This is a genomic window from Microbacterium sp. ZW T5_56, assembly GCF_044987425.1.
Lineage (GTDB): Bacteria > Actinomycetota > Actinomycetes > Actinomycetales > Microbacteriaceae > Microbacterium.
Window position 1 is genome coordinate 1 of the sequence record NZ_JBJDRI010000049.1, and the last position, 26,920, is coordinate 26,920.

Annotated in this window: 25 protein-coding genes; 8 read left to right on the top strand and 17 right to left on the bottom strand. The window is 67.3% G+C overall.

The features are described 5' to 3' along the window. Positions 1-77: 77 nt before the first annotated feature. Complete coding sequence (locus ACI3KU_RS17585) at positions 78-1,418, top strand: acyltransferase (RefSeq protein WP_404923632.1); 1,341 nt, start codon at positions 78-80, stop codon at positions 1,416-1,418. 1,227 nt (positions 1,419-2,645) lie between these two features. On the opposite strand, the gene ACI3KU_RS17590 is transcribed toward ACI3KU_RS17585, so the two are convergent. The 3 genes from ACI3KU_RS17590 to ACI3KU_RS17600 all read right to left on the bottom strand — a co-directional run bounded on the left by ACI3KU_RS17590 (position 2,646) and on the right by ACI3KU_RS17600 (position 6,298). After that, entirely contained in the window at positions 2,646-4,130 is a 1,485-nt protein-coding gene (locus tag ACI3KU_RS17590) for a hypothetical protein (RefSeq protein ID WP_404923633.1), read from the bottom strand. A 1,354-nt stretch (positions 4,131-5,484) separates the two neighbouring features. After that, on the bottom strand, positions 5,485-5,784 hold the full coding sequence (locus ACI3KU_RS17595; RefSeq protein WP_404923634.1) for a chorismate mutase: 300 nt from the start codon (positions 5,782-5,784) through the stop codon (positions 5,485-5,487). A gap of 22 nt (positions 5,785-5,806) precedes the next feature. Next, entirely contained in the window at positions 5,807-6,298 is a 492-nt protein-coding gene (locus ACI3KU_RS17600) for a DUF1877 family protein (RefSeq protein ID WP_404923635.1), read from the bottom strand. A 102-nt stretch (positions 6,299-6,400) separates the two neighbouring features. On the opposite strand from ACI3KU_RS17600, the gene ACI3KU_RS17605 reads away from it, so the two are divergent. The 4 genes from ACI3KU_RS17605 (at position 6,401) to ACI3KU_RS17620 (ending at position 10,802) form a co-directional block, all read left to right on the top strand. Then, a complete protein-coding gene (locus ACI3KU_RS17605; RefSeq protein WP_404923636.1) occupies positions 6,401-7,687 on the top strand; it encodes an adenylosuccinate synthase in 1,287 nt (428 codons plus the stop codon). A gap of 1 nt (position 7,688) precedes the next feature. Next, positions 7,689-8,918 carry a lactonase family protein gene (locus tag ACI3KU_RS17610; RefSeq protein ID WP_404923637.1) on the top strand — a complete coding sequence of 410 codons (1,230 nt, stop codon included), beginning with the start codon at positions 7,689-7,691 and terminating at the stop codon, positions 8,916-8,918. Positions 8,919-9,285: 367 nt separating this feature from the next. Then, complete coding sequence (locus ACI3KU_RS17615) at positions 9,286-9,957, top strand: peptidylprolyl isomerase (RefSeq protein WP_404923638.1); 672 nt, start codon at positions 9,286-9,288, stop codon at positions 9,955-9,957. Positions 9,958-10,103: 146 nt separating this feature from the next. Next, positions 10,104-10,802: a Pr6Pr family membrane protein gene (locus ACI3KU_RS17620; RefSeq protein WP_404923639.1), complete on the top strand. Its 699-nt coding sequence runs from the start codon at positions 10,104-10,106 to the stop codon at positions 10,800-10,802. A 92-nt stretch (positions 10,803-10,894) separates the two neighbouring features. Here the strand turns inward: ACI3KU_RS17620 and ACI3KU_RS17625 are convergent, their stop codons facing one another. The 3 genes from ACI3KU_RS17625 to ACI3KU_RS17635 all read right to left on the bottom strand — a co-directional run bounded on the left by ACI3KU_RS17625 (position 10,895) and on the right by ACI3KU_RS17635 (position 13,316). Next, positions 10,895-11,548, bottom strand: coding sequence for a response regulator (locus tag ACI3KU_RS17625; protein ID WP_404923640.1), 654 nt, complete (start codon positions 11,546-11,548; stop codon positions 10,895-10,897). Further along, positions 11,545-12,420 (bottom strand): sensor histidine kinase, encoded by an 876-nt coding sequence (locus ACI3KU_RS17630; protein ID WP_404923641.1) that lies wholly within the window; start codon positions 12,418-12,420, stop codon positions 11,545-11,547. The genes ACI3KU_RS17625 and ACI3KU_RS17630 overlap by 4 nt, the downstream gene beginning before the upstream one ends. Before the next feature lie 269 nt (positions 12,421-12,689). Next, positions 12,690-13,316: a hypothetical protein gene (locus ACI3KU_RS17635; RefSeq protein WP_404923642.1), complete on the bottom strand. Its 627-nt coding sequence runs from the start codon at positions 13,314-13,316 to the stop codon at positions 12,690-12,692. Between the two features lie 18 nt (positions 13,317-13,334). Between ACI3KU_RS17635 and ACI3KU_RS17640 the strand changes: the two genes are divergently transcribed. Next, on the top strand, positions 13,335-14,621 hold the full coding sequence (locus tag ACI3KU_RS17640) for an LCP family protein (RefSeq protein WP_404923643.1): 1,287 nt from the start codon (positions 13,335-13,337) through the stop codon (positions 14,619-14,621). A 45-nt stretch (positions 14,622-14,666) separates the two neighbouring features. Here ACI3KU_RS17640 and ACI3KU_RS17645 read toward each other — a convergent pair whose 3' ends face one another. Beyond that, positions 14,667-14,939: a hypothetical protein gene (locus ACI3KU_RS17645; protein ID WP_404923644.1), complete on the bottom strand. Its 273-nt coding sequence runs from the start codon at positions 14,937-14,939 to the stop codon at positions 14,667-14,669. A gap of 25 nt (positions 14,940-14,964) precedes the next feature. On the opposite strand from ACI3KU_RS17645, the gene ACI3KU_RS17650 reads away from it, so the two are divergent. Both ACI3KU_RS17650 and argG read left to right on the top strand, forming a co-directional pair. Beyond that, positions 14,965-15,480: a CGNR zinc finger domain-containing protein gene (locus tag ACI3KU_RS17650; RefSeq protein ID WP_404923645.1), complete on the top strand. Its 516-nt coding sequence runs from the start codon at positions 14,965-14,967 to the stop codon at positions 15,478-15,480. A 104-nt stretch (positions 15,481-15,584) separates the two neighbouring features. Continuing rightward, positions 15,585-17,015 carry an argininosuccinate synthase gene (gene argG / locus ACI3KU_RS17655; protein ID WP_404923646.1) on the top strand — a complete coding sequence of 477 codons (1,431 nt, stop codon included), beginning with the start codon at positions 15,585-15,587 and terminating at the stop codon, positions 17,013-17,015. A 218-nt stretch (positions 17,016-17,233) separates the two neighbouring features. Here the strand turns inward: argG and ACI3KU_RS17660 are convergent, their stop codons facing one another. The 10 genes from ACI3KU_RS17660 to ACI3KU_RS17705 all read right to left on the bottom strand — a co-directional run. Continuing rightward, positions 17,234-18,217 carry an NAD-dependent epimerase/dehydratase family protein gene (locus ACI3KU_RS17660; protein ID WP_404923647.1) on the bottom strand — a complete coding sequence of 328 codons (984 nt, stop codon included), beginning with the start codon at positions 18,215-18,217 and terminating at the stop codon, positions 17,234-17,236. Between the two features lie 63 nt (positions 18,218-18,280). Further along, on the bottom strand, positions 18,281-19,813 hold the full coding sequence (locus tag ACI3KU_RS17665) for a fatty acyl-CoA synthetase (RefSeq protein WP_404923648.1): 1,533 nt from the start codon (positions 19,811-19,813) through the stop codon (positions 18,281-18,283). Positions 19,814-19,861: 48 nt separating this feature from the next. Then, positions 19,862-20,269 (bottom strand): hypothetical protein, encoded by a 408-nt coding sequence (locus ACI3KU_RS17670; protein ID WP_404923649.1) that lies wholly within the window; start codon positions 20,267-20,269, stop codon positions 19,862-19,864. Positions 20,270-20,312: 43 nt separating this feature from the next. Beyond that, complete coding sequence (locus ACI3KU_RS17675) at positions 20,313-21,044, bottom strand: GntR family transcriptional regulator (RefSeq protein WP_404923650.1); 732 nt, start codon at positions 21,042-21,044, stop codon at positions 20,313-20,315. A gap of 13 nt (positions 21,045-21,057) precedes the next feature. Then, positions 21,058-21,993 carry a PfkB family carbohydrate kinase gene (locus tag ACI3KU_RS17680; RefSeq protein WP_404923651.1) on the bottom strand — a complete coding sequence of 312 codons (936 nt, stop codon included), beginning with the start codon at positions 21,991-21,993 and terminating at the stop codon, positions 21,058-21,060. An 11-nt stretch (positions 21,994-22,004) separates the two neighbouring features. Further along, entirely contained in the window at positions 22,005-22,871 is an 867-nt protein-coding gene (locus ACI3KU_RS17685) for a carbohydrate ABC transporter permease (RefSeq protein ID WP_404923652.1), read from the bottom strand. 3 nt (positions 22,872-22,874) lie between these two features. After that, entirely contained in the window at positions 22,875-23,756 is an 882-nt protein-coding gene (locus tag ACI3KU_RS17690; protein ID WP_404923653.1) for a carbohydrate ABC transporter permease, read from the bottom strand. Between the two features lie 97 nt (positions 23,757-23,853). Then, positions 23,854-25,149: an ABC transporter substrate-binding protein gene (locus tag ACI3KU_RS17695; protein ID WP_404923654.1), complete on the bottom strand. Its 1,296-nt coding sequence runs from the start codon at positions 25,147-25,149 to the stop codon at positions 23,854-23,856. A gap of 18 nt (positions 25,150-25,167) precedes the next feature. Beyond that, positions 25,168-26,172, bottom strand: coding sequence for an SIS domain-containing protein (locus ACI3KU_RS17700; RefSeq protein ID WP_404923655.1), 1,005 nt, complete (start codon positions 26,170-26,172; stop codon positions 25,168-25,170). 165 nt (positions 26,173-26,337) lie between these two features. Further along, positions 26,338-26,920 (bottom strand): HNH endonuclease family protein (locus tag ACI3KU_RS17705; protein WP_404923656.1); only part of this gene is annotated, 583 nt, incomplete at its 5' end.

Genomic DNA, 26,920 nt, shown 5'->3' on the forward strand with positions numbered 1-26,920 from the left:
ACGTAGTACCGGGGTAGGGGGTCGAAGGCGACCGGAGCGGGACGCGCGAGCCTCTACCCTCACCGGACAGTGTGTCTATGGCACTCGTCTCCCCCTTCATCGCATCTCCGTCCGTCACGGTGGCGCGCCCCGTCTCGCATCGTGTGAGCGCGGCGGCAGCGGTCGGCGCGATCCGACAGCCCTCGACGCGCGACGGTTCGGTCGACGCCGTCCGAGCCGTGCTCCTCGGCATCGTGGTGCTGCTGCACGCCTTCATGGTGGGCGTCGGTCGTGACGGATCAGGAACGCCGCTGCTCGAGAACGCGATGGAGCACTGGGCCGGCTTCCCCGCGCTCACGTGGGTGGTGCAGATCATGCCGCTGTTCTTCGTGCTCGGCGGATTCGCGAGCTTCACGCAGTGGACGCGGCTCCGGGACCGCGGGACGACGGCGTCCGACTACGTCGCGGCCCGGGTCCGGCGACTTCTGATCCCCGCCGGAGCCGCCATCGCCGCGATCGCCGTCTTCCTGGCCGCGCTGGTGATGGCCGGTGTGCCTGCGGAGATCGTCTCCGTGGCCGGCTTCCGCATCGGCCAACCCTTCTGGTTCCTCGCGGTCTACCTCGTCTGCAGCGCCCTGGTTCCCGCGATGGTGCGCCTCCACGAGCGGCATCGCGTCCTCACCCTCGGCGCCCTTGCTGCGGGCGCCCTCCTCGTCGACATCATCCGGGTGACCACCGGCCTCACCGCGATCGGCCTCATCAACATGGCCTTCGTGTGGCTGCTGATGCAGCAGATCGGCTTCTCGTTGGCCGACCAGCGCTTCGATCGCGTCCGCCGATCCCGCGTCGCGATGATCGGCGCCGGGGCCGTGGTGCTGCTGGCGATCACCATGCTCACCGGTTTCTACCCGACGGATCTGCTGTCCGCTCTGAACCCGCCGATGGGAGCGCTGGTCCTTCTCGGCATCGCTCAGCTGTCGCTCTTCCTGCTGCTCCGCCCCGCACTGCGTCGGGTAGCCGACGGACGCGCATCGAGCGTCATCGGCTGGATCAACGGCCGCGCCATGACCATCTATGCCTGGCACATGCTGGTGGTGGTCGCGCTCGCCGGGTCGCTGCTTCTCCTGCCGATCGACCTGCCGGTCCCGCTGAGCTCCGACTGGTGGGCCACACGTCCGCTGTGGCTGGTGGGCGTCGTGATCGCCGTCGCGGCCCTGGTGGCCCTCGTCGGACGCACGGAAGCACGGCGTCCCTCCCCGATCGACGGTGTACGTGCCCCGTGGGCGACTGTGTCCGCCGTGGTCGCGACAGCCGCCGTTCTCCTGGCGCTGCTCGGCGGCTCCGCCCCTGCGGCCTGGGTGATCGCGGCCGCACTCGCACCGTTGGCGATCTGGATGGCGAGCCGCGCGGCGCGTCCAGCTGAGGCGATCTTGGGTTGACACCGGAGGAACAGACGAGGCGCACCGCGGGACATTTCCCCGGTGCGTCTCGCTCTGCCGTAGCCGTTGGCCTGGGCGGTGCTCTCAAAACAGGTTGATGTGTCGCATGAAATGAGCACTCTGTGAGAGCAGCGGTGTCGGTGGTCTCACAAAGTGCGGCGGTGCGGTCGAGCATCCGCAGAGGCTGAGACCACAGGGCCAGCACGAGGCCGGCCAGCGGTGCCGCGACGACGGGTCTGGGTGACGTGCGGCGAGGGGCATCCGTTTGCCCGGGTTAACCGCACCCCGCACGACCCGACGTAACCGCGCTCCGTTTGACCCAAGTTAACCGCGCTCCGTTTGCCCCAGATTCACTGTGCCCCGCCCGAACCGACGTAACCGCGCTCGTCCGACTCGAGGTAACCGCGCTCGTCCGACTCGAGCAACCGCGCTCCGTTTGACCCAGATTCACTGCGCCCGTCCGAACTGAGGCAACCGCGCCCGTCCGACTCGAGGTAACCGCGCCCCGTCCGACCGGAGTTAACCGCGCTCCGTTTGCCCCAGGTTCACTGTGCCCCGTCCGACTCGAGGTAACCGCACCCCGTCCGACCGGAGTTAACCGCGCTCCGTTTGACCCAGATTCACTGCGCCCCGCCCGAACTGAGGCAACCGCGGGCGTCCGACCCGAGTTAACCGCACACGTCCAGCCCGAGTTAACCGCGCCCACGTTCGGCCCGAGATAACCGCCCACGTTCGACCGAGTTACTCCCCCGTTCGACCTGCTGCTGACCGCACCCCACGTCACCCCCCGGGTGGACCCCACGGAGAATCGCCCTCCATCGACTCGCGTTGAGGCGTGTCGACGGTTAACCGCGCGCGACCCAGAACGCTCCCCCGATCATCACCCACCCCACTCCGTCCCAAGGCGCTCGGCGCCGGCCTCACACACCGCTACCGGCAAGAGGGTCGAGGTCAAGGTGCCCGCCACCGCTCGGCCGCCGGACACAAATCGTCGACCAATCGACGCCAGCCGTTAACAACGCCGTTCATCTCCGAGCGACAGAATCATGTCGCGAAGTTCCGCGTCGTTTCAACGAATGATCCACTTCTCCACAGGGTTGTCCACACCTGGGGATGGAATTACACGGGCGTAGTTCCGTGCGCCCTTCCGAGGGCCGCACCCACGAGCCGGAGTTATCCACATATCCCCATGTGGATAACTCACATCCTGTGGATAGCTGGGGAAAATCAGCCCCCGCTGCAGACGAAGAGGGAAACGTCCGAGACGTTGATCCTCTTGTGCTCGACGACCTCGTACCCTGCCGCGCGCAGATCGGCCATTCCGTCGGTGCTCACCACACCGTCGACCACCGCCTTCACCACCCACACCCGCGAGACGCCGTCGAGCGCGCCCGCATCGATGGCCTCCGCGGTGGTGCGGGCCTCCGCATGCCAGGTTGGACTCTGCCAGTACGGGGTGACGAGTTGGACATCACGCACCTGCGCGAACGGAGCTGGATTGGTATCCAGCGCCAACCGCGGCCGCCACGACGGATCCACGCTCTCGTCGAAGACGATCGCGTCACCGGTCCGGGCCCGCTCCGCGATGAGCGCGGCGACGTCGTTCCAATCGGACCCGCGCTTCGACCACGGTCCACGCTGCCCCACCCACACGGGGACGGCAACCGACGCGATGAGAACCGCAGCACACAGCGCCGCGACGGGAATGCGACGCACGCGAAGCCGCGCGAGCTCCGCGATCCCTGTCGCCAGGAGCAGTGCGATCGCGGGCGCCGCAAAGGTGAGATAGCGGGGTGTGTAGTCGTGATGCACCGCGTCACTGACGAGCACCAGCGCGAGAGGGATCACCACCCAAGGCGCTGCGATACTCACTGCGTCGATCGAGCTGCCTCGCCGCGGCCGGGTCCGCGTCCACCCCACAACGGCGATGAGGATGAGCGCCCAGCCGATCCACGCGTAGGCATCCACGACGAACCACATCTCGACGAGGATGGCGTGCGAGTTGGTGTGGCCCGCGGTTGCCAGAAAGGCGATCTGCCCGCGCTGGTGCAGCGCGATCCACGCCACCGGCGATGCGAACAGCAGTCCGAGAATCGAGGAAACGGCCCATCCCATCCAGGTGCGGCGGTCTACGCGTCGCCACCACAGCACGGCTCCGATCGCGATCGCCATCAGACCGACATAGAGGAACGTCGTCGTAGAGACGGCGAGCATCGCGCCGTATGCGGCCCACCACCAGTGCGAAGGGTGCCGACGTCGCAACACCTCGACCACGATCCCCATCAGCATCGCGGCGAACAGGGCATCGAACGCGTACGCTCGGGCCTCGACCGCCGCGTGACTGAGGCGCGGCAGGAACGCGGTGAGAACGCCCACGAGGATCCCGAACCGCAAGGATCTCAGGCGAGCACCGATCCACACCATCACCCCGGCGCACAGCCCGATGGCCACCGCGGACGGGAATCGCAGGGCGAACGGACTGCTGCCCGCGACCGACACCCAGAGGTGCATCATCGCGTAGTTCACACCGTGAACGATGTCGATGGTGCCGAGCATGGCGATCAGGCTGGAGAACGGCCTCGTGGCCGAGAGCTGCGTGGCCGCTTCATCGCCCCAGAGTGACGGGATCCACGACCCGAGTGCATTCACCACAGTGGCGATCAGTGCCATCACGATCGCGGTCGGCGCAACACGGGCGGCGAACGACCGCATTCGCATCTCCTGCCCCGCAGACCTCGCCTCGCCACGCACGCGGTCAGGGTACGCCTCGCCCCTCGAAACGAGGCGGCGATCAGCTATGAACGCCTGAACGGCCTCCACGCCTGTGTCCCGAAACGAGGACAATGTCGGCTATCTTGGCCCGCCGGGCCCGATCCGTCCTCCGTTGACGCAAATCCCCTCGTTTCGCGACACCCGGCCCCACGTCGGTTGCGGCCCGACGCACGACGTGCCTCTCGCTGGCTCGCCGCACTGATGTCGCCGAATCCGCGTCCCAAAACGAGGACGATGCCGCCTGCGCAGGACATCAACGCCACGCCGGTCCTCATTCCACGCAAGCTCCCTCATCTCGCGACACCCGGCCGGGGCCCACCGTGCCTGACACACACCCGCTTCCCGCACGCTCGCCGCGCTCATCGGGGCGAGCGTCACAATTGCTCCCCACCGCACACCGTGCTGGGCCGCCCAGCGTCGGCGTCTCGAAACAAGGACAATGTCGCCAACGGAGGACCCGAGAGCCCCACTCGCGCACACTGTGCAGAGCCCCCGTTGCGCGACCACCCAAACCACGCCCATCGGGGGCCAGGCGCCGTAAGCTCCCCACCGCACACCGTGCTGGCCGACTGCGTCGGCGTCTCGAAACAAGGACAATGTCGCCAACGGAGGACCCGAGAGCCCCACCCGCGCTCACCCCACGCAAAGCCCCGTTACGCCACCACTCGGCCACGCCTATCGGGGCCGGGCGCGCAATCGCGTCCCGCGCGCGCCGACCACGCTCATCCGGGCGGGCGTCGCAATTACTCCCCACCGCACACGGCGCTGGCCGCCCAGCGTCCGCGTCTCGAAACGAGGAGAATGTCGCCAACGGAGGATCGGAGGGCCCAAACTGCGCTCATTCCACGCAAATCTCCTCGTTTCGCGACCACCCGACCACGCCTATCGGAGCCGGGCGCGCAATCGCGTCCCGCGCGCGCCGACCACGCCCATCGGGGCGGACGCAGAAATTGATCCGCGCCGCACACCGTGCTGGCCGCCCAGCGTCGGCGTCTCGAAACGAGGACGATGTCGTCAACGGAGGACCCGAAGACCCCACCCGCCCTCATTCCACGCAAATCCCCTCGTTTCGCGATCTGCGCGCGTCGGCCCACGACCCGTGACGAGGCGCTCGACCACACACGAGCGTGCGGCAGTACCGAACACCACACGGACGCCCCGAGGGAAAGCGCGCGCACATCACGCAACAGCAGAAGTGCAAGCCACTGCGGCGTCATGAAACGACAGAACCGCGCGCCGGGCACGAAACACCAGCACGAAATCCCGCACGAACCCCGCCACGCGGGCCCCGGCGTCAGCTCGGGGCGCCCGCCTCCGTGTGGTGGCGGATCACTTCGGCCACCACGAAGTTGAACCACTTCTCCGCGAACTCAGGATCCAGATGCGCGGCCTCGGCGAGCTCGCGCAGCCGTGTGACCTGCTGCTCCTCGCGTGTGGGATCGGACGCGGGCATCTCATGCGTGGCCTTCAGCACACCGACCTGCTGCGTGGCGCGGAAGCGCTCGGCGAGCATGAAGATCAGCGCGGCATCGATGTTGTCGATGGTCGCCCGCAGCCGCAGCAGCGTGGCGGTGGGATCCTCGGCCTGGCTCATGTCCCCAGCATAAAGCGGTCGCTCAGTTCTCGACGTGGAACACCACGTGAGATCCTGCGCGCGCGGCCTCCGTGAGAAACGTGTGCAGCCCGTCGAGGTATCCCCACGCGTAGTCGCGCTCGTCATCGCCATATTCCGGATTGCGTAGCTCCTCCGGCATCACGGCATAGGCCGCGGCGAACGTCTCCTCATCCAGCGTGTCCAGCCACGCGGCCACTTCCGGGACGTGCTCCGCCGACAGGTACGTGACCAGCAGCTCGTCGTCGTCCTCCTGAAGGTCCTCATCACCGAGGATCACGCCGTACGCGGGCCACTCCTCCGGGTCGCGATCGGGGGCCGATGCCGGAGCGAGAGCGCACGAGATCGGATCCCACGCTTTGTCGGTCTCACAGGACGGGACCCCCGCCTCCTCGATCTCCTCGATGAAGGCGCGCAAAGCGTCGTCATCTCCGGCGGCGGCGCGCAGGCGGTCCGCGAGGGCATCAGTCAGGGCGAAGTGCATTCCGAGCTGCATGATCCCGACGCTACCGGGCGGGGACCACGAACAGGAAGCGAAAACGCGCCTCCGATAGGATGGGGTGGACCCGCTCGGGTCCCTTTACGGGGGTGATCCCAAATGCCAGGAATCGTGATCGTCGGCGTCCAGTGGGGCGACGAGGGCAAGGGCAAGGCCACGGACCTGCTCGGTGAACGCACCGACTGGGTCGTGAAGTTCAACGGCGGCAACAACGCCGGCCACACGGTGGTCGTGGGCGATGAGAAGTACGCGCTTCACCTGCTGCCGTCGGGCATTCTGTCGCCCGGTGTGACGCCGGTCATCGGCAACGGCGTCGTCATCGACATCGAGGTGCTGTTCGGCGAGCTGGAGGCACTCGCCGCTCGCGGTGTGGATGTGTCCAAGCTCAAGGTCAGCGCCAACGCACACGTCATCACGGCCTATCACCGCACGCTCGACAACGTCACCGAGCGCTTCCTCGGCAAGCGTCAGATCGGCACCACGGGTCGTGGCATCGGGCCGAGCTACGCCGACAAGATCAACCGCGTGGGCATTCGCATCCAGGACCTGTTCGACGAGAACATCCTGCGCCAGAAGGTCGAGGGCGCCCTCGACCAGAAGAACCACCTGCTGGTGAAGATGTTCAACCGCAAGGCCATCGACGCAGACGCCATCGTGGAGGAGCTGCTGTCGTACACCGAGCGCCTGCGCCCGATGGTGGCGGACACGTCGCTGCTGCTGGATCAGGCGCTGGAGCGCGGCGAGGTCGTCGTGTTCGAGGGTGGCCAGGCCACCATGCTCGACGTCGACCACGGCACCTATCCGTTCGTCACGAGCTCCTCCGCGACGGCGGGTGGCGCTGCGACCGGTTCGGGCGTCGGCCCCAACCGCCTCGACCGCATCGTCGGCATCGCGAAGGCGTACGCCACCCGCGTGGGTGCCGGTCCGTTCCCGACCGAGCTGTTCGACGAGAACGGCGACATGCTGCGCTCGCGCGGCTTCGAGTTCGGCACCACCACGGGTCGTCCGCGTCGCGTCGGCTGGTACGACGCACCCGTCACGCGTTACGCCACGCGTGTCAACGGACTCACCGACATCGTGCTCACCAAGCTCGACATCCTCACTGGCATCGAGCAGATCCCGGTGTGCGTCGCTTACGACGTCGACGGCGTGCGCTTCGACGAGATGCCCGTGAACCAGACGGACTTCCACCACGCGAAGCCGATTTTCGAGTACTTCCCGGGGTGGAGCGAGGACATCGCCGCGGCGCGCACATTCGATGACCTGCCGCAGAACGCCCAGGACTACGTGCTGGCCCTCGAGCGGATGAGCGGCACGCGCATCTCCGTCATCGGCACCGGCCCGTCGCGCGACGCGGTCATCGTGCGTCACGATCTGATCGGCTGACGTGCGACTCTGGCTCGGCGGCTACACCGCGGATATGGATGGGGACGGCGCCGGCATCGGTGTCCTGCTCGCCGGTGATGCCGACACCCCCTCCGCTGGTGGCTCGCTGAGCTTCGCGGGAACGGCCGTCGCGGTCGATTCCCCGTCCTGGCTCGCACAGCACCCGACCCTCGACGTCGTCTACGCGGCGCTCGAGGGCGCGGGTGGCGTGCGCGCGTTCACCCGCACCGGACCCGCAACCCTCGCGCCGATCGGCACGGTGCAGCCCGCGGGCGAGGTGACGTGCCATGTCGTCGCGTCTCCCGACGGCCGCTGGCTCACCGCCACCGGATACGGCGACGGCACGGTGGCCCGCTACCGGCTCGACGACGACGGAGTGCCTGGTGCACCCAAGTTCGGCGCGGCAGCGGTCGACCCCTACGCGCAATCCGCGGCACCACGTCTCCCGGACGATCTGGGTGCCGACAGCGCGCAGGTGGCGGAGCTCGCCGCAGCATCCGCCGATCTCGCAGCCGCGGCGGCTGCGCTGCGAGACGCGGTCGGAGACGAGTTCGCCCATCTGCTTCCCGAGCAGGCCACCCTGCCCGACGGGATCGAATCAGCGGTCACCTTCACGGATCCGAAGCCCGTCACTCCACCGCGGACCTCTCACGCTCATCAGGCGCGCCACGTCTCCGGCGGCCTCGTGGCCACCACCGATCTGGGCTTCGACCTGGTGCGTTTCTGGCGCGACGGACGGCTGCAGCAGGAGGTCGTCCTCCCGTTCGGCACCGGCCCGCGGCACACGGTGTGGCACCCGAGCGGGCACCTCTATGTGGTGACCGAGTACTCGTGCGAGGTCTACGTCCTCGCACCCGACGCCACCGGCCGGTGGCGCATCGTGTCGGCGGCCCCCGTGTCACCGGAAGCGAGCGTGGGAGCCGACTTCCCGGGTGAGCTCTCGATGTCGATCGATGCCGGCCTGCTCTACGCCGGTATTCGTGGCATCAACGCGATCACCGCGCTGCGCGTGCTCGGCGATGGCTCTCGCGTGCAGTCGATCGCCACGGTCGACAGCCAGGTGGACTGGCCGCGCCACCACGTGCTGATCTCCGACACCCTGCTCGTCGCGGGGCAGCGCTCGAACGAAGTGGTCTCGCTGGCGATCGATGAGCGCAATGGCATCCCGAGTCGACGCCGTTACAGCACCCCGGCACCCACGCCGTCCGTGCTGCTTCCGATCTTCGACTGAGTCCGCGGCCCGGCGCTCCCCTCTGGCGCTTCTTCCTTCGTCGCTCCAGCGCTCCCCTCCGGCGCTCCCCGAGTTCGTTCCTCATCCCGCGAGACTTCCGTCTGTGGGCGAGAATCAGCGCAGTGCGGTGATTGTGACCCACAGATGGAAGTCTCGCGGATCATCGCGCGCCGGTGACAGCACGCGGTGACAGCACACGACAGGTGCTCGCCACGAACGAGGGACAGCGCGTTGCGAGCGCGCAGCGGACGGCACATGCGCGGGGCGGCGATGCGCCCGCACGAGCCAGGGACCGCGACGCCGGTGGCAGGGACGGAGGTGAACCCGCGGATGTGAACCCACAGCCGGCGAGCATTACGCTCATTTCATGCGTAAACGTCTCCTGGTGCTTCCCGTCGTGGCCCTGCTGCTGGCCAGCCTGGCGGCGTGTTCTTCGAATTCCGCTCCCGAAGCGAAGCCGGCCGCAAGCGCCAGCGCCACGGTGACGCAGACCGGCACCTGCTCGTACCCCGCGGCGGGCCCCGCCGCGAAGCCCGCTTCGGCACCCGCCAGCGAGCCCGAGGCGGCGAAGACGGCGACACTCAGCACCTCGGCGGGCGACGTCACCATCACCCTGGACGGCGACAAGACGCCGTGCACGGTCAACAGTTTCGTCTCCCTGATCACGCAGGGCTACTTCGACAACACGACCTGCCACCGCCTCACCACGCAGGGAATCTTCGTCCTGCAGTGCGGCGACCCCTCCGGCAACGGAACGGGCGGACCGGGCTACTCGTTCAAGGATGAGACCAGCTCCGACATGACCTACCCGGCAGGAACCGTGGCTATGGCCAATGCTGGCCCAGACACCAACGGATCACAGTTCTTCCTGGTCTACGAAGACAGCGCGCTGCGGCCGGATTACACGGTCTTCGGCCACATGGACGAGGCAAGCATCGCGGTCGTGCGGGCCATCGCCGCGAAGGGTGTGGCCGGTGGAGACCAGGACGGCGCCCCCGCGGAAGCCGTGACCATCACGTCCGCGACCACTGCGCAGTGACACACATCACGACATGACAACATGTGCGAGCCCGATCCTCCTGCGGATCGGGCTCGCTCCATTAGTGTGAGCGTGTGAGCCCGCCGTCGTCCCCCGCGCCCCTCCGGACTGCCCCGCGCCTGCTCTGGGCCCTATTGCGTGTCGCAATGGCCGCGGTCATCGTGGCCGCGATCGCCGCTCAGCTGACCCGGACGCTGGGTTTCGCGATCGACAAGGATCGTGACTTCCTCACGGTGCTCACGAACTTCTTCAGCTTCTTCACGATCCTCTCCAACGTCCTCGCGGTGATCACGCTCCTGCTGTGCGGAGTGTGGTTGCTGATCCGCGGGCGCCGCCGTCAGTTCCAGCCGCGCGCGTTGAGTGTGCTGCTGCTCTCCGTCGGCACGTACATGGTGATCACCGGCATCGTCTACAACACGCTTCTGCGCGGAGTTGCTCTCGAGCCGGGCGGAACGGTCGCGTGGTCGAACGAGGTGCTGCACGTCGTCGGCCCCGTGATGATGCTGCTGGAGCTGATCTTGCGTGTCGGCGTCCGACCGATCAACTGGCGGGCACTGTGGGTGGTGGTCGGGTTCCCCATCGTCTGGGTGGTCTACACGATGATCCGCGGCGAGCAGATCACCAACCCCGTGACCGGACAGCCGTGGTGGTACCCCTATCCGTTCTTGAACCCCTACACGGTCCCGAACGGATACATCGGAGTCGCGGGCTACGTCGTCGGGATCTCGGTCGCCGTGCTTGCGGTCGCGTCCCTGGCCATCTGGTGGACGCGTCGCAAGACGGACACAGCGGTGCCCACGGTGTCGACGGACGGGCTCGTCGCTCGCGCGGTCCCCGGCTCCTGAGCAAAGACGTCGTCTCGCTCCGTGGTTCCTGATCGCACGCTCGCTCAGAAGCCACCCGCTCGCCAACCGAGACGCGAAACCGCAGGCGTACCTCAGCTCCCCGAACGGACGCGGGCGATCACCTGCGCCCGGTCGCGGATGTCAAGCTTTGCGAAGATCGCGTTGATGTGCGTCTTCACCGTCGATACCCCGACGAAAAGCCGATGGGCGATCTCGGTGTTGTTGAGCCCGTCGGCCACCAGCGCGAGAACATCGGCCTCGCGCGGAGTCAGGTCGGGGAACCGCGCACGCAGCTGCGCCGCCGGCGTCGGCACGGAGGAAACCGTGGCCGATACGACACGCGCCGCGACCTCGGCAGCGAACGTGGCCTGCCCACCGGCCACTGCGCGGATCGCCGCGGCGATCTGCTCGCGCCCCGCATCCTTCGTGAGGTAGCCGCGGGCGCCGGCACGGAGCGCACTGAGGATCGAGTCGTCGTCGGCATACGTCGTGAGGACAAGCACGGCGGTGTCCAGCGCGTCGGCCGTGATGCGTCGGGTTGCCTCGGTGCCATCCAGCACGGGCATCCGCAGATCCATGAGCACCACGTCTGGTCGTTCCGCCACCGCGAGCGCGACGGCCTCGGCACCGTCAGTCGCCTGACCGACGACCTCGACGTCGGCCAGCAGCGACACGATCGTGCTGAGGCCGTCGCGCACCAGCTCCTGGTCATCCGCGATCACCACACGGATCGGCTTCGTCGTCATCGCCCACCCTTCTGCGCGGAGCGTGTTGTCAGCGCCGCTTCGGCCACCACCTGAAATTCTCCGTCTCGTGCGCCCGCGTGCACGCTGCCGCCGAACGGCAGCGATTCGAAGCGCTCTCGCATCCCCGTCAGCCCATACCCGCCGCCGCGCGGTTGCGGTTCCGCGGGAAGCGGCGTCGTCACCCGCAGGGTCACTCGATCATCTCGCCACTCCAGGCTGAGCGCGACAGGGCTGCGTGGAGCATGACGACGCGCGTTGCTCAACGACTCCTGCACCGCTCGCACCACCGCGGTCGCGACTGCTTCCGGCACCGCCCGCGAGGCGCCGTCCACATTCACCGCGACCGATCCGCCGAGGGCCTGGTGGGCGCGGATCAGCTCGTCGACGGCAGCCGACGGATCGGTGTCCGTTTCGTGCGGCAGCGAGGGCTCGCGCAGTGCCGCCACCGCACTTCGGGCGTCGGCGAGACCGTGTGCCGCGAGTCGTCGCGCCTCCGTCGCGCGCGTTCGTGCTTCGTCGATCCGCCCCGCTTCCAGAAGCGCGTCGATGGCATCGAGTTGCACGGTCAACCCGCCCAGCGAGTGCGCCAGCACGTCGTGCAGGTCGCGGGCCAGCGCGATGCGTCCCGCGGTTTCGCGGGCAAGGATACGTTCTTCTCGGACCTTCTCCGCCTCCAGAGCGGACAGTCGCGTGGCTCGACGGACAAACCCGCCGAGGACTCCCACCGACAGTCCCAGGCTCATCGTGAGCATCGCGTTCACCCCGAGGTTCGGAGCCAGCACTGCGATGCCGCCGCACACCAGCACGACGCCGACACCGGCGACGACCGAACCCAGCCACACGGGGATTTCGAGATGCGCGATCAACAGCATCGTGCAGACCGCCGCGGGAACCAGCGAGACCCACGCTGGGTCCGCCGGCCAGCGAGCCGCTGAACACAGCAAGGGCGGCGAGCACAGCGCCCGTCCGCCATCGATCGAGACGCAGAAGTATGGTCGCCACCGGCCACGCGATGACAGCGATCAGTCCGGCGACCACTCCGGCGGGTGAGGTCGCCGACAGGAGCGCCACTCCCACGAACGCCGCGATGGCGATGGTGATTGCAGCGCTCCACAGCAGGGGACGCTCGGTCATGAGACCATCATGCGCTGACTCGCGTCAGCTTCTGCAGTCGCGCACCCATGGTGATCGCCCGACCTGCGCGGTTGGCAGCGAACACGAGCAGGATCACGCCCGTGCTGGTGGCCAGATGCGAGCCCGCCATGCCGGCCAGCACGTCGATCCCGATGCGCACGGCGATCATCGCCACCCAGAGCACGATGCCCACCGCGCCCGTCCGAGACGCCCACTGAGCGCGCGGATCGCGGACGCGGTCCTCCGCCGTCAGCGGGCGGAAGGTCGCGATGGCCCCCATGAGTGCTCCGATGCCCACCGAGATCGCGAGTTCCAGCACGAGCACGGCGATGTCGAGCGTTCCGATCGCGGTGGTCGTGTACGCGAGATATCCGAGACCGACGACCGCCAGAATGATCGGTCCGCGCCAGATCCGACCCGGCTCGAAGGCCCGCCACTGCGTCTGGCGATATCCGATGTAGCCGATGAGAAGGATGATGACGAGCGCGTTGAACAGCAGTTGCGGAGACGTGTGCAGACCTTTCCGATGCGGCCGGTTCAGCCGTGAGTCCAGGCTCTCGCCGTGGGGCCTCCCGCCCCACCACCCGCGGGTGGAGATCGGGTGGAGATCGGCTGCCCCGGATCGCTCAGCCATCGCGGGTAGGGTGGCGGGATGGCCCGATCCGCCCGCCGCTCCCGTCGTCGCACCGTTGCGCGGCACGCCAATCTGCCGCGGCGCAATGCACTGGGCGGCATTCTGACGCGGATCATCGCGGGAGTCGCCGCGGTCGTGCTCGCCGCGGCCGGCGTGATCCTCTTCAACTACAACGACCTCACGGGCACGATTCGCGACAATGCGGTCAGCCTGCAGAACGATCCGATCGCGCCTCCCGAGCTGGCCGCCTATCCCGGCGCTTTCAACATGCTCGTGATCGGCACGGACGAATGTGACGAGTCGATCCGCGACTTCATCGGCGCCGACCGGTGCTCGGGCGAAGAGGCCGAGCACCACCTCAACGATGTGAACATCCTCGTCCACGTGTCAGAGGCACCCCGCCGCGTCACGGTGCTGTCATTCCCGCGTGATCTCGCGGTGGAGCGTCCCGAATGCACCAACGACCAGGGAAACGTGGATCTCGGTGGCACCGCGAAGATCAACACGGCATACGAGGCCGGCGGCCTGGTATGCGTCGCGGACACGGTTGAGCAGCTCACGGGACTCAGCGTCGACTTCGCCGCGAAGCTGAGCTTCCTCGGCGTCATCAAGATCACCGATGCTGTCGGCGGAGTCACGGTGTGCGTGGCGGGTGAAGGCATCAAGGACGCGCACACGAATCTAGACCTCCCGGCCGGCGAGCACACGATCTCCGGCGGCGAGGCCCTGCAGTTCCTCCGCACGCGACACGGCCTCAATCAGGAGAGCGACCTCGCCCGCATCAGCAACCAGCAGCAGTACATGTCGCGGTTGATCAACAAGCTGCGCAGCACAGAGGTGCTCTCCAACCCCGCCACGCTGCTGAAGCTGGCATCCGTCGTCGCGCGCAACATCCAGACCGACGATCGACTCGCCGACCCGGTCCGCATGGTTCAGCTGGCTCTCGCGATCAAGGACGTCCCGTTTGAGGACATCGTCTTCGTGTCATATCCCGTGGTCGATATCCCCGGTTCGGACGACCTGGCCGCAGACACCTCCACCGCCGAGGCGCTGATGTCGGCCATCAAGGCCAATCAGCCGATCGCCTTGTCGCGCACCGGTGCGGGTGTCATCGACGAGTCCGCCCCGACGGATGGTGTGACGACAGATCCCGGCACCACGGATCCCGGCACCACCGATCCCGGCACCACCGATCCCGGGACGGTTCCGGGGACAACCGACCCCACGACCCCGGTGCCGCTGGACTGGAGCGCCTCGGGCCAGACGGCCGCACAGGACACGTGCTCGGACGGCATCCAGAACTAGCGCGATCCGCCAGCTCAGGTGCTCACACAGCCAGGAGGCGTGCGGCTAACCCGACACCACGGTCGAGAGCGCGACAGGCGCGACATCGGGCGAGATCACGGCATGGGTCGCGGCCCCGGTGCCGGTCGCGGCAGCGGTGCCGGTGACGGAATCAGCGCGGGTGATGGGCGCGAGGCGGAGAACATCGACACGTCGCGCATCGCAGTCGACGCACCGCACGTACACGACGATGCCCTCCGATGTGCGGTGCCGGGATTCGGTGACCCACCCGTGCTCATGGGTGCGGATCGGGGTGGTGCGGGGTTCTGCTGCGATCATGGAACAAGCGTGATGTAATGCCCTTATGCAACTCAACCCTTACGGCGAGTACGCAGTGCTGTTGGCCGCTTCGCTCGCGAATGACTGGCCGGATGATGCCCCCGGTATCGAAGAGCGCACGCGCGAGTTCGGGATGACCATGTCCTTCGAGCACTCGGCCACGGAGCATGCCGATGTGCGCGAGGTTCTCGATGACTGGCTGCGTGTGGTCGACGCCGACGTCCCCGCGGAGCGCGCCGCCGTCCTCAATGCGCAGATGGCGGCGGCGAGTGCGTTTCCGCGCCTCACCGATCACGATGACGAGGGCTGGCATCTGCACTATCGTGGCGACGACCAGGGGCTGGCTCACGTGCTGGCCGCCGTGTTCGCGGTGGGTACGGCGCTGCACCTGACGACGCGGGGGATGTCGCGACTCGGTCGCTGCGAGGCCGCCCCCTGCCGCAACGTGGTGGTGGACGTCACCCGCAACGGTCGCCAGCGCTACTGTTCGGTCCGCTGCGCCAATCGCGCCGCCGTCCGTCGTCACCGGGCGCGTTCATAGTGCCCGAGTTGTGCGCAATGCGAGCGAATCGACCCCGAAGACGAGCGTTTTAAGCGTGAGAAACGCGGAAAAGCGACCCGGCGCCCGCCGGTAGACTGGAGAGCATGTCCAAGGTCCTCGAATCCCTTCCCGTCGGCGAGCGCGTCGGCATCGCCTTCTCGGGAGGTCTCGACACCTCCGTCGCGGTGGCGTGGATGCGTCACAACGGCGCTGTTCCCTGCACCTACACGGGTGACCTCGGTCAGCCGGACGAGGACGACATCGAGTCGATCCCGGGCCGCGCCACGCAGTACGGCTCCGAGGTCTCGCGCCTGGTCGACTGCAAGACGGCCCTGGTCGAGGAGGGCTTCGTCGCTCTGCAGACCGGTGCGTTCCACATCCGCTCCGGCGGCAAGACCTACTTCAACACCACTCCGATCGGTCGCGCGGTCACCGGCACGCTGCTGGTGCGCGCGATGAAGGAGGACGGCGTCGACATCTGGGGCGACGGCTCCACCTACAAGGGCAACGACATCGAGCGGTTCTACCGCTACGGCCTGCTGGCCAACCCCGCCCTGCGCATCTACAAGCCGTGGCTGGACGCCCGTTTCGTCTCTGAGCTCGGCGGCCGCAAGGAGATGAGCGAGTGGCTCATCGCGCACGGCTTCCCGTACCGTGACTCGGCTGAGAAGGCATACTCCACCGACGCGAACATCTGGGGTGCCACCCACGAGGCCAAGACGCTGGAGCACCTGGACGTCTCGCTCGAGACGGTTGACCCGATCATGGGCGTCAAGTACTGGGACGAGTCGGTCGCCATCGCCACCGAGGACGTCACGGTCACCTTCGAGGGCGGACGTCCCGTCGCGCTCAACGGCCAGGAGTTCGCGAACCCCGTCGAGCTGGTCTTCGAGGCCAACCGCATCGGCGGTCGTCACGGCCTCGGCATGAGCGACCAGATCGAGAACCGCATCATCGAGGCCAAGTCCCGTGGCATCTACGAGGCACCCGGAATGGCGCTGCTGTTCATCGCCTACGAGCGCCTGGTCAACGGCATCCTCAACGAGGACACCCTCGCCACGTACCACGAGCAGGGTCGTCGTCTCGGCCGTCTGATGTACGAGGGTCGCTGGCTGGAGCCGCAGTCGCTGATGCTGCGCGAGTCGATCCAGAAGTGGGTCGGTTCGACGATCTCGGGCACGGTCACCCTGCGCCTGCGCCGCGGCGACGACTGGACCATCCTCGACACCCAGTCGAAGAACCTGTCCTACGCTCCCGAGAAGCTGTCGATGGAGCGCGTCGGCGACGCCGCGTTCGGTCCCGTCGACCGCATCGGCCAGCTGACCATGCGCAACCTCGACATCGCGGACTCCCGTTCGCGCCTCGAGCAGTACGCGGCGCTGGGCCTCATCGGCGGCCCGACGGGCGAGCTCGTCGGCGGCTACACCGCCGGCGAAGCTCAGGAGATTTCCGAGGGAACGGCCGAGCAGAAGGCCGCCGCCGCCGAGTTCGACCCGGTGGGCGAGGCCGCCGCCTTCGACTCCGGCACCGACTGATTTCACGTCTCGGAGGGCGGATCGGACTCACGTCCGGTCCGCCCTTCTGTCGTTGGCCCCGAGCGGGTACTGCCAGGTCTCAGAAGAGGTAGCCATACCGACCCGCGCGGACACTTGCTGAGACCGATCCACGAACTGCTCTCACGAACTGCCGCGCCTGGCGCCTTGATCAGCATCTCTTGAGACCAGACACACACAGCCCCGACCCCCGGGGCGCCTCAGAGGCCGGGGGTCAGCAGCTCCGACAGGAGCGCGCGCTCCTCGTCGTCCGTGAGCCCGGACGCGGGCTTGTCGGAGACGATCACGTCGCCGAGTGTCTCGCTCAGCGGACGCAGCAGGAGCCCGGCCGTCTTCGCCCGCTCATTGCTGTGGAGGTGGATGCCGATGTCTGCGGGATCGTCGAGCCAGATCGGCAGCGATCGCGGGCCCACCCAGCCGTGAACCTCCCGCGCCACCAACCAGTCGATCGGAGCAGCGACGGCGGCACCCTCATGTCCGGCGGCATCACGTGCAACGCGCAGGTGTTCTGCCAGCGTGACGACATCGCCGGTGGCGTTGAAGACGCCCACGAGGCCCGCACCCGCGGCACGCACGATCCATTCGGCGAGATCACGGACATCGATGACGGATGTCGGCTGGTCGGGTGCATCCGGGATGAGGACGGCCCCCGCTTCGTTGGACGGGTGCGCGAAGCGCCACGGCCAGTACGTCGAACGCCCCGATCCGTCCCCCGGCCCGCCGATGAGGGCCGGTCGAATCACCAGCGACCGCTCGTCACCGAATCCGCCGATCACCGCCTGTTCGCACGCCACCTTCGCGTGGCCGTACTCCTCGAGTGACGACATGGTGTCGGCGTCGAGCGGACTCAGCGTCGGCGCGTGCTCGTCCTGGCCGCCGGCATCGTGCGTGGCGTACACCGAACACGTCGACACGAACACGAACCGATCCGCCCTCGCCGCCAGCGCTGCCACCGCGGAACGCACCTGCCCCGGCTGGCGCGAGACATCGATCACGACGTCCCAGTGTTCCTGGGCCACCGCGGCGTACGCGCCGGGTTCGTCCCGATCCGCCCGCACCAGCCGTGCGCCGTCAACCACGTCGGCACCGCGGGCGAGGCAGGTCACCTCGTGCCCCGCGTCAAGCGCGGACCTCGTGATCTCCCGACCGAGCCAGGCTGTTCCACCGAGAAGAAGCATCCGCATGCGCTCATCTTCCCCCGCGGCCGTCGCCGCGTCAGCAGCGTTCACGCTCGGCGAAAGCGCAGCTCAGCCATCGCGCAACTCCCGCTTGAGGATCTTCCCGCTCTGGTTGCGCGGCAGGGCATCGATGAAGCGCACCGCCTTGGGAACCTTGAAGGATGCCAGTCGATCCTTCACGTGCGCAATGAGCTCGCGCTCGGTCACGGCCGCCTCGGGCTTCAGAACGACGCACGCGACGATCGCCTCGATCCAGCGCTCATCCGCGACGCCGATCACGGCGACCTCCGCCACGGCAGGATGGGTGTAGATCGCATCCTCCACTTCCCGGGAGGCCACCAGGATGCCGCCGGTGTTGATTGCGTCCTTGATCCGGTCGACCACCGTGAGGTAGCCCTCCTCGTCACGAACCACCAGATCACCCGAGTGGAACCAGCCGTCGCGGAACGCCTCGGCGGTCTCGTCCGGTTTGTCCCAGTACCCCAGCGCCAGCTGCGGCGATCGGTACAGCACCTCTCCGGGCTCGCCGTCGGGCACGTCGACACCGTTCTCGTCCACCACGCGGGTCTCCACGAACAGGATCGGACGCCCCGCCGATGCCGGTCGCCGCTCATGCTCCTCCGGGCGCAGCACGGTGGCCAGCGGACCGATCTCCGACTGCCCGAAGCAGTTGTAGAAGCCCAGATCGGGGTATCGCTCGCGCAGGCGGTTGAGCACGGTCACGGGCATGATCGAGGCGCCGTACTGCGCCTTCTTCAGCGATGAGAGATCCGCCGTGTCGAGGTCGGGATGATTCGCGAGGGGCACCCAGACCGTCGGCGCGAGGAAGAGCGATCCGATGCGCTCCTCCGCGACCGTCCGCAGGATCTGCGCGATGTCGGGCGCGGGCAGCAAGCGGACCGTGGCGCCGATCGCCAGGTACGGCAGCATGAACACGTGCATCGCGGCCGAGTGGTACAGCGGCATGCACACCAGTGGCGCGTCGTCCGGCTTCTGGTCGAGCGCCACGATCACCGACGAGTACTCGGCCACCAGGGCAGAGTGGGTGAGCATCGCGCCCTTGGGTTGCGACGTGGTGCCTGACGTGTACAGCAACTGGACCAGATCCTCGCCATCCACGTCCGTGGGAACGTCCGGGACGTCGCCCTCCGTGGCCGCGGCGAGGAACGATTCCTCGTCATCGCGCAGCGACCGTGCCTGCTCAACATGCGTCTGCGCACGCACCGCGTCGAAGTGCGCCCGCAGGTGTGGATCGACGAGCGCGGCCCGCGCTCCCGACTGCTCGATGAGGTACGCGAGCTCGGCGCCATGCAGCGCGTAGTTCACCGGCACGTGCACGAGGCCGGCGCGCGCGATGGCCAGGAACGCGATGACGTAGGCATCGGAGTTGGTGCCGTAGGTGACCACGCGATCGCCCGCGGTCAGTCCGCTCGCGCGCAGCAGGGCGGCACCGCGGGCGACGGCGTCGTCGAGCTCGCGATACGTCCACTCCCGCCCCTCGAAGCGGAGAGCCGTCACGGAGGGCGTGCGTGCGGCGCTTCGCCGCAGCACCCCGTCCACGGTGTTGGTGCGCCAGTGCTGGAGAGAGGACGTCGTCGTCATGCCCTCACGCTAGCCACCTTGGCGCGAGGACGCACGCGATCCACGCCGTTACGACAGCGTTCGCCGGGAGTAGCTGCCGCTCATCACCGGGGCGAGCCCGTCGCCGGATGCGGCCGTTGCGAGATGCAGATCGATGCGGTCGGCGCGGGCGATCAGCCCGAGCACCTGACGAACGCCCTCATGCTCCCGGTCGAGCACGAGCATGTCGTCCTGCCAGCCGGCCTCCCCCGGCTGGGCGGGCGTGGCACCATCGGAATCGAACCACCACAGCCCGCCGCCCGCGATCACGGCGTGTGCTGCCAGATCATGACCGCCGGCGCGGCGGACATAGTCGATCACGACACCACCAGGTCCGGGCGCGATCGAGAGGATCCCGCTCGCGGCTCCCGAGCCGTCGACGAACTCGTCGGTTCCCGTCCAGTCGCCGATGATCCGCTCATATCGTGCATCCACCATGCTCCGAGCCTACGTTCCTCTTCCTCGACTCAGGGGGTGGATGTCAGGCCGGGTGCTCCTCATACGCCACCGTGCGAAGCGTGACACGGCTCGGCACGGATTCGATGTGCGAGGTGTGGATGACGGCCCCGTCGCGATCCAGCGCCACCTTCTCGATCACGATGAGCGGCTCGTGCTCCGGTCGCTGCAGCCATTCCGCGGTCTGCGCCGTCGTGTAACCGAGACGCACCTCTCGGCGCACCTCTGCGAAATGCACCCCGTACTCCTCCCGAAGCACGCGGTACGTGGAGGTCTCATCAGAGATCCGATCCGCGAAGCCCGGATAGCGATCGAGCGAATACACGCTCCGATCGAGCGCCAGCGGCAGTCCGTCGATGCCGAACACCCGTTCCAGCACGAAGATCGGGGCGCCCGTGGCGATCCCCAGCGCCGTTGCCCGAGCCGGATCCGCCGTCGTGGTCACCGCGCGCATGATCGCGCGCGACTTCTCGCCGCTCTCGGAGATCTGGTCGGCGAATCCACCGATCGCCATCGTCCCGAGCACGTCGCTGCGCTTCGTGATGAAGGTGCCCGCACCCTGACGCCGACGCACGACGCCGAGCTCCTCGAGGTCGGAGACCGCGCGTCGTACGGTGATTCGGCTCACGCCGAAGCGCTCGCACAGTTCCGGTTCGGACGGAATGCGTCCGGTGTCGTCGTAGCGGCCGTCCTGGATCTCCTGCGCAAGTGCTGCGCGGACCTGTTCGTGCAACGACGCCGTCGATCCGATCACCACGGCGACCCCTCCCCTACGACGCGCTGCGCGCTTCCCGCCGACCCACGGGATGACGCTTCACGAGCTGCACTCGCGCGTCCTCTCCTGCTTCGACAGGATATCCGAAGGCTCCGCGCAGGGTGCAGGCGAGAGCACCGGTTGTGGCGGCGATGTCCAGGCACGCGTCGAGCTCTGCGCCGGCGGCGGTCGCCGCAAGGAATCCCGTGATGAACGCGTCCCCCGCGCCGAGTGCATCGACGGCGGCGACCGGCTTGACGCCCACCGCGGTACGGCGTCCGCGCTCATAGGCCATCGCGCCCTGAGCGCCCCGCGTGATCACCACGCTTCCCATGCCGCTCGCCAGCGCGAACTCGGCGAGATCGTCACGCTCGGCGTCGGAGAGGGCTCCCCCGGAGAAGAAGCCGACCTCCACATGCGCCGCCGATGCCGCGACGTCGTCACGTCGCGCATCGTCGGAGTAGTCGTACGAGATACGGGTGCCGCGCTCCGCGATGCCCGCCAACTCTCGATCGATCGCCGAGTACACGGAGGTGTGCATCCGCGCGAACTGGCCGATGTAGTCGTGGTCCTGCTCGGTGATGCGAAGTCGCAGTTCATGCTGCACACCTCCGCGGTTGGAGCCGACGAAGCGCCGGTCACCATCGTCATCGAGGGCGACGAAGGCCATCCCGTTCCAGCCGTGCGCGGTGCGCGCCTGCCGCCGGTCGACTCCGATCTCATCGAGCACGCCCCGGAGGTGGTCCGCGAACCGGTCGTCCCCCAGGATCCCGATGAACCCGGCGTCGCCGCCGAAGAACAGTCGAGAGTAGGCGGCCACGTTGAGCGCGTTGCCTCCGGGATAGGCCAGGTCCTCGTGCAGGTAGCAGTCCAGCACGTTGTCGCCGATGCCGACGAGCGACGGTGCCGGCACGGCGCTCAGCAGTTCGCGCAGCTGTTCAGACGAGTACATCGATTCCGTTCCTATCCCTTGACGCTTCCGGCCGCGATCCCGGCGACGAAATACCGCTGGAGCAGAAGGAAGACGATGATGATCGGCAGTGCCGCGATCACGAGACCCGCCAGCAGCACACCCCACTCCGTGGAGAGGGCATCGCGGAACGACATCAGCCCCGCCGGGATCGTGCGGCTGGAATCCGAGTTCACGAACACGACGGCGAAGAGGAACTCGTTCCATGCGAAGTAGGCCGTGAGCACTCCCGCCGTGACGAGGATCGACCGGCTGAGTGGCAGATACACGTGGCGGAAGACGCCCAGCGAGCGGCAGCCGTCGATGGTCGCCGCATCCACGAGCTCCAGCGGAATCGCCAGGAACACCGATCGGATCAGCAGGATCGCCATCGGCAGTCGGAAGGCGACGTACGGCAGGATCATCGCCCACAGCGTATCGAGCAGACCGAGCGCATCGAGCATCTGGTACAGCGGAATGAGACTCACCTGCGGCGCGACGACCAGGCCGCCCATCGCGAGCAGGAGGACGACGTTCGCCACCCGGTTGGCCATGCGCACCATGCCGTACGCGCACAGTGCGGCGAGGAGAACGGTCGCGACCGTCGTGACGACCGTGACCACGAGGGAGTTCACGAAGTAGCCGGAGATACCCTTCTCCCACGCCTGCGCGTAGTTCTGCACCAGCCAGGTCTGCGGCAGTCCCCAGGGGTCGCCGTAGATCTCGGCGGAGGTCTTGAAGGAGGAGATCACCATCCAGATGAGTGGATAGGCGATGACGATCGCGTAGATGGCCAGGAGCACATAGACCGGACTGTTCCACACGTGCTCCCGCGTGCGCTTCGGCTTGTCGTGGATCGTCGAGATGGTCGTCGTCGACATGGCTCAGTCCTTTCCCGTGCGAAACGAGATCATCTGCACGAGCGACAGGATCAGCGTGATGAGGAAGATGAGGGTGGCGATCGCGGAGGCGTAGCCCATCTGGTTCTGGAAGAACCCCTGGTTGTACATGTAGGTGGCCAGCACCTGCGTGGTGTTGCCGGGGCCCCCTCCGGTGAGGATGAACGGTTCGTTGAAGACCGTGAACGCCCCGGAGACGGTGAGGATCATCGCGACGAAGATCATCTCTTTCGCCTGCGGCACCGTGATGCTGAAGAACTGGCGGATGCGCCCCGCGCCATCGAGCGCGGCGGCCTCGTAGTAGTCGGTGGGGATCTGCTGCAGCGTGACGATGTAGAGCATGCAGATGTAGCCGATGCTCTGCCACTGAGACACTGCGATCACCGCGCCCATCGCCGTATCGACGTCGGCGAGCCAGGCGGTCTGGAATCCGCTGAGCCCGACGAGGTCGAGGAAGGCGTTGAGCAGTCCCCCGCGTGAGCTGTAGATGAAGCTGAACATCAGGGCGATCACCGTGATCGAGATCACTGCGGGCATGAAGTAGACGCTGCGCAGAAAGGTCGCCATCCGCGACCCGAGCAGATGCGTGAGCCATGCCGCGAGCACGAGGCCGCCGCCCACCTGGCAGATGACCGAGACGACGGCGTAGATCACGTTGTTCAGCAGCGCCGTGTGGACGATCGGGTCGGTGATCAAGCGGGCGAGATTGTCGAATCCGACGGGGGTCATGCCGCCGGATCCCGCCCGGAAGGAGAAGAAGCTGTAGACGAGGTTCGCCAGCAGGGGGTAGTAGACGAAGAGTGCGATGAGGATGAGGGCGGGAAGCACATACAGCCAGCTCCCGAGTGCGCGGACGCGAGGTGTCATCGTCGATTCCTGTTTTCGTGTGGGGCTTCACCGACGGGGCGAAGCGGATATCCGGGCGGGCCGCCGACGACAGGAGGGACGCCGGCGGCCCGATGGGTCAGGAGGCGTCGCGGACGCGCTTCGCCGTCTCCTGCACCTTCTCCATGACGCCCTCGGGCGTCTGCTGTCCACCGAGCATCAGCTGTGTCTCGGTGAGATAGGTCGACACGATCTGCGGGTCGTAGGCGTTATCCAGCCAGGCCGTCATCTCGCTCGCGTCGAGGATCTGCTGAGCCAGCTCCTTCGTGGTGTCGGAGACCTCCGACTCCTCGACTGCGCCCTGCACGGCACTCAGTTCACCGGTGCTCTCGGTGTAGGCGATGCCGTTCGCCTTGCTCAGCATGAACTTCAGGAATCGCTTCGCCTCCTCCGGGTGCTTCGTGTTCTTCGAGATCGCGAAGCCCTCGGGGGCGCCCGTCAACTGGTTTGGGTCGCCCTTGCCACCGGCGACGGCGGGGAAGTTGAACACCGAGTAGTCGAACTTCACATCCTTGAAGTAGCCGATCTCCGCGCTCTGCGCGTAGAACAGCGGCGCTCCCTCACCCGACATCCAGGCGTTGCGAGCCATCTCGTGGTCGATCGCCAGGAAGTCCGTGTTGACGTGCTTCGAGAGCTCGGCAAGACGTTCGAGCGCCGTCACGTAGCCGGGATCGGTGAACTCGCCCTTCGCCGGATCCTGGTCGGCGACGAACACCGCGGGATCCACGACACGCTGGTTGAGCGTGCCGAGGTAGTGCGCGATGGTCCAGGTGTCCACGGCGCCGAACTCGATCGCGTGCGTGCCGGTCTTCTGCTCGATGGCGTCGAGCACACCGAGGAACTCGTCCCAGGTCTGCGGAACAGCGAGGCCGTACTCGTCGAAGATCTCCGTGTTGTAGTAGAAGACCTTCGAGTGCATGCCGACCGGCAGGCCGTACTGGGCATCGCCGATCGCGAACGGCGGCAGCTGGCTCTCATAGAAACTGTCGCGGAACTCGGTGTCCTCGGCCAGCCAGGGACCGAGATCCATCAGCGCGTCGCCCTTCACGAGTTCGGCGATGAACGAGCCGCTCCAGGTGAACATGACGTCCGGCGCGTTCGCGGATCCGGCGACGACCTTGATCTTGTCCTTGTAGTTGTCGTTGAGGACGCTCTCGGTCTTGATGGTGATGTCAGGGTTCTCGGCTTCAAACTCCTTCACCAAGTTGTCGAAGTACGTCTTCTTCGGCTCGTTCGGCCAGCGGTGGAAGAAGTTCAGCTCCACCTGTCCGTCCGTGCTGCCACCAGAGCTGTCGCCTCCGGAGCAGGCCGCGAGCGGCAGGGCGAGCGCGGCGACCGCGAGGGCGGCCGTCGCGATCCGGGTCTTGATACGCATCGTTGCGTGCCTTTCTTCTCAGTACTCCATGCGCCACATGTATCGACGAACGCTCAGGGGGTGGCCACGGTGGTCGGCCAGAGCGTCGGCGTACGTGCGGAGCACGATGTTGAACAGGATGTGAGCGAAGTCACCACGGATGCTCTCCGCGATGTCGTCGAGACCGAAGTCCTTCGCATCGATGACGAGGACCTTCTCCGAGTGGGCGGTGGCGAAGTCGATCGCGCGCTGCTCCACTGCACGTGTGGCGTCGAGGCCGAGGAGGGCGATGAACGGCACGTCCACATCGGTGACCTCGAACGGCCCGTGGAAGTACTCACCCGCGTGGATGCACGCGGAGTGGACCCACTGCATCTCCTGCAGCAGGCAGATCGCGAAGGAGTAGGCGCTGCCGTAGTTGGAGCCCGAGGCCATCGTGTAGATGAGCTCCTCGCGACGGTTGGCGAACGCCCACTCGTCCGCCTTGTCCGCATAGGCCGCGCGGAGGGCGGGCGCGCGCTCCGCCAGGCTCGCGACCGCCGTGTCGGTGTCCGCCGAGAGCGACGTACCGTCCCGGTCGTCGACGATACCGGCGGCCAGGCGCAGCAGCAGGGTGGGCCCGATGTGCGCCTCGCTCTTGCCCTCGCCGTGCTGATACGCGATGACGTACTCCGACTCCGTGGCGAGAGGAGACGACGGATCGAACGTGTACGCGATCGTCAGCGCGCCGCGCTCACGGGCGTGCTTGGCCGCGGCCACGGTCTCGGGAGTGGTGCCGGAGTGCGAGCAGAGGATCACGACGGTGTCGGCGTCGATGCGCGAGGAGTTTCGCGACGTGAACTCGGCGGCGTTGATCGCCTGCGATTCGAAAGCAGCCGCGCGGGTGTCGAGGAAGTACTCGATCGGCATCATGTTGGCGTATGAGCCGCCGCAGGCGGTGAGGATGACGCGGGCGATGCCCGTACGCGCCGCGACAGCCGCGCGGGCTGCGCTGAGCTGCTGCTCGATCGTCTCGGTGTCAACGAAGGTGGCGGTGGAAGTCAAGAGTGACCCTTTCTCCAGTGAAATTCGTCATGACACGTTCTATAACGTCTCATGACGACTCAACGTACAGAGCAACGCTCGCGCTGTCACGAGATTTCTCTGTCGAGAATGGTCACGATTGAGTAACGGCCCTCGAAGCCGGCGGTGACGGGCGTCAGTGACCGGTCAGGAACACCCGAGCAGAACCTCGCGTGCGGCGGCACGATCATCGGCGGGCAGAGCGAGGCCATAATCAGCCACGACCTGGATGAAACGCGCGGTGTACTTGCAGTGATAGGAAGGGTCCGGCGGGAGCCAGCGGCCGGGGCCCGAGGCTGCCTTCGCCTGATTGGCTGCGCCGTTCACGGCCTGCAGATTGGCGGGATCATTCGCGAGCTCAAGACGACGCTCGGGGGTCCAGCTATCGGCTCCCTGTCGCCACGCCCACGCCAGCGGGACGATGTGATCGATCTGCACCCGCTCACTCGTCCCCTGCCCCCGGACGAAGTCGATGCGCTCACCGGTGTAGGCGTCAGTGAGCACGCCGGCGAGCACGACGCACTCGCGGGTTCCAGGCTTCGCGATCACCTCGTCCAGGTCCCGTCGGAGCACGTCGTTGCGGGTGTCGCAGCCGTTGTGGTCGATATCGGCCCATCGCTGACCGAAGGCGTCGCGGTTGTATGGCTGGCCGGTCGTGACGGCGGGATCCGTGGGAATCGCGTCGAGCACCGCGAGCGCCGCGGATGGTGCGGGTGGCGCGGGTGGGGCG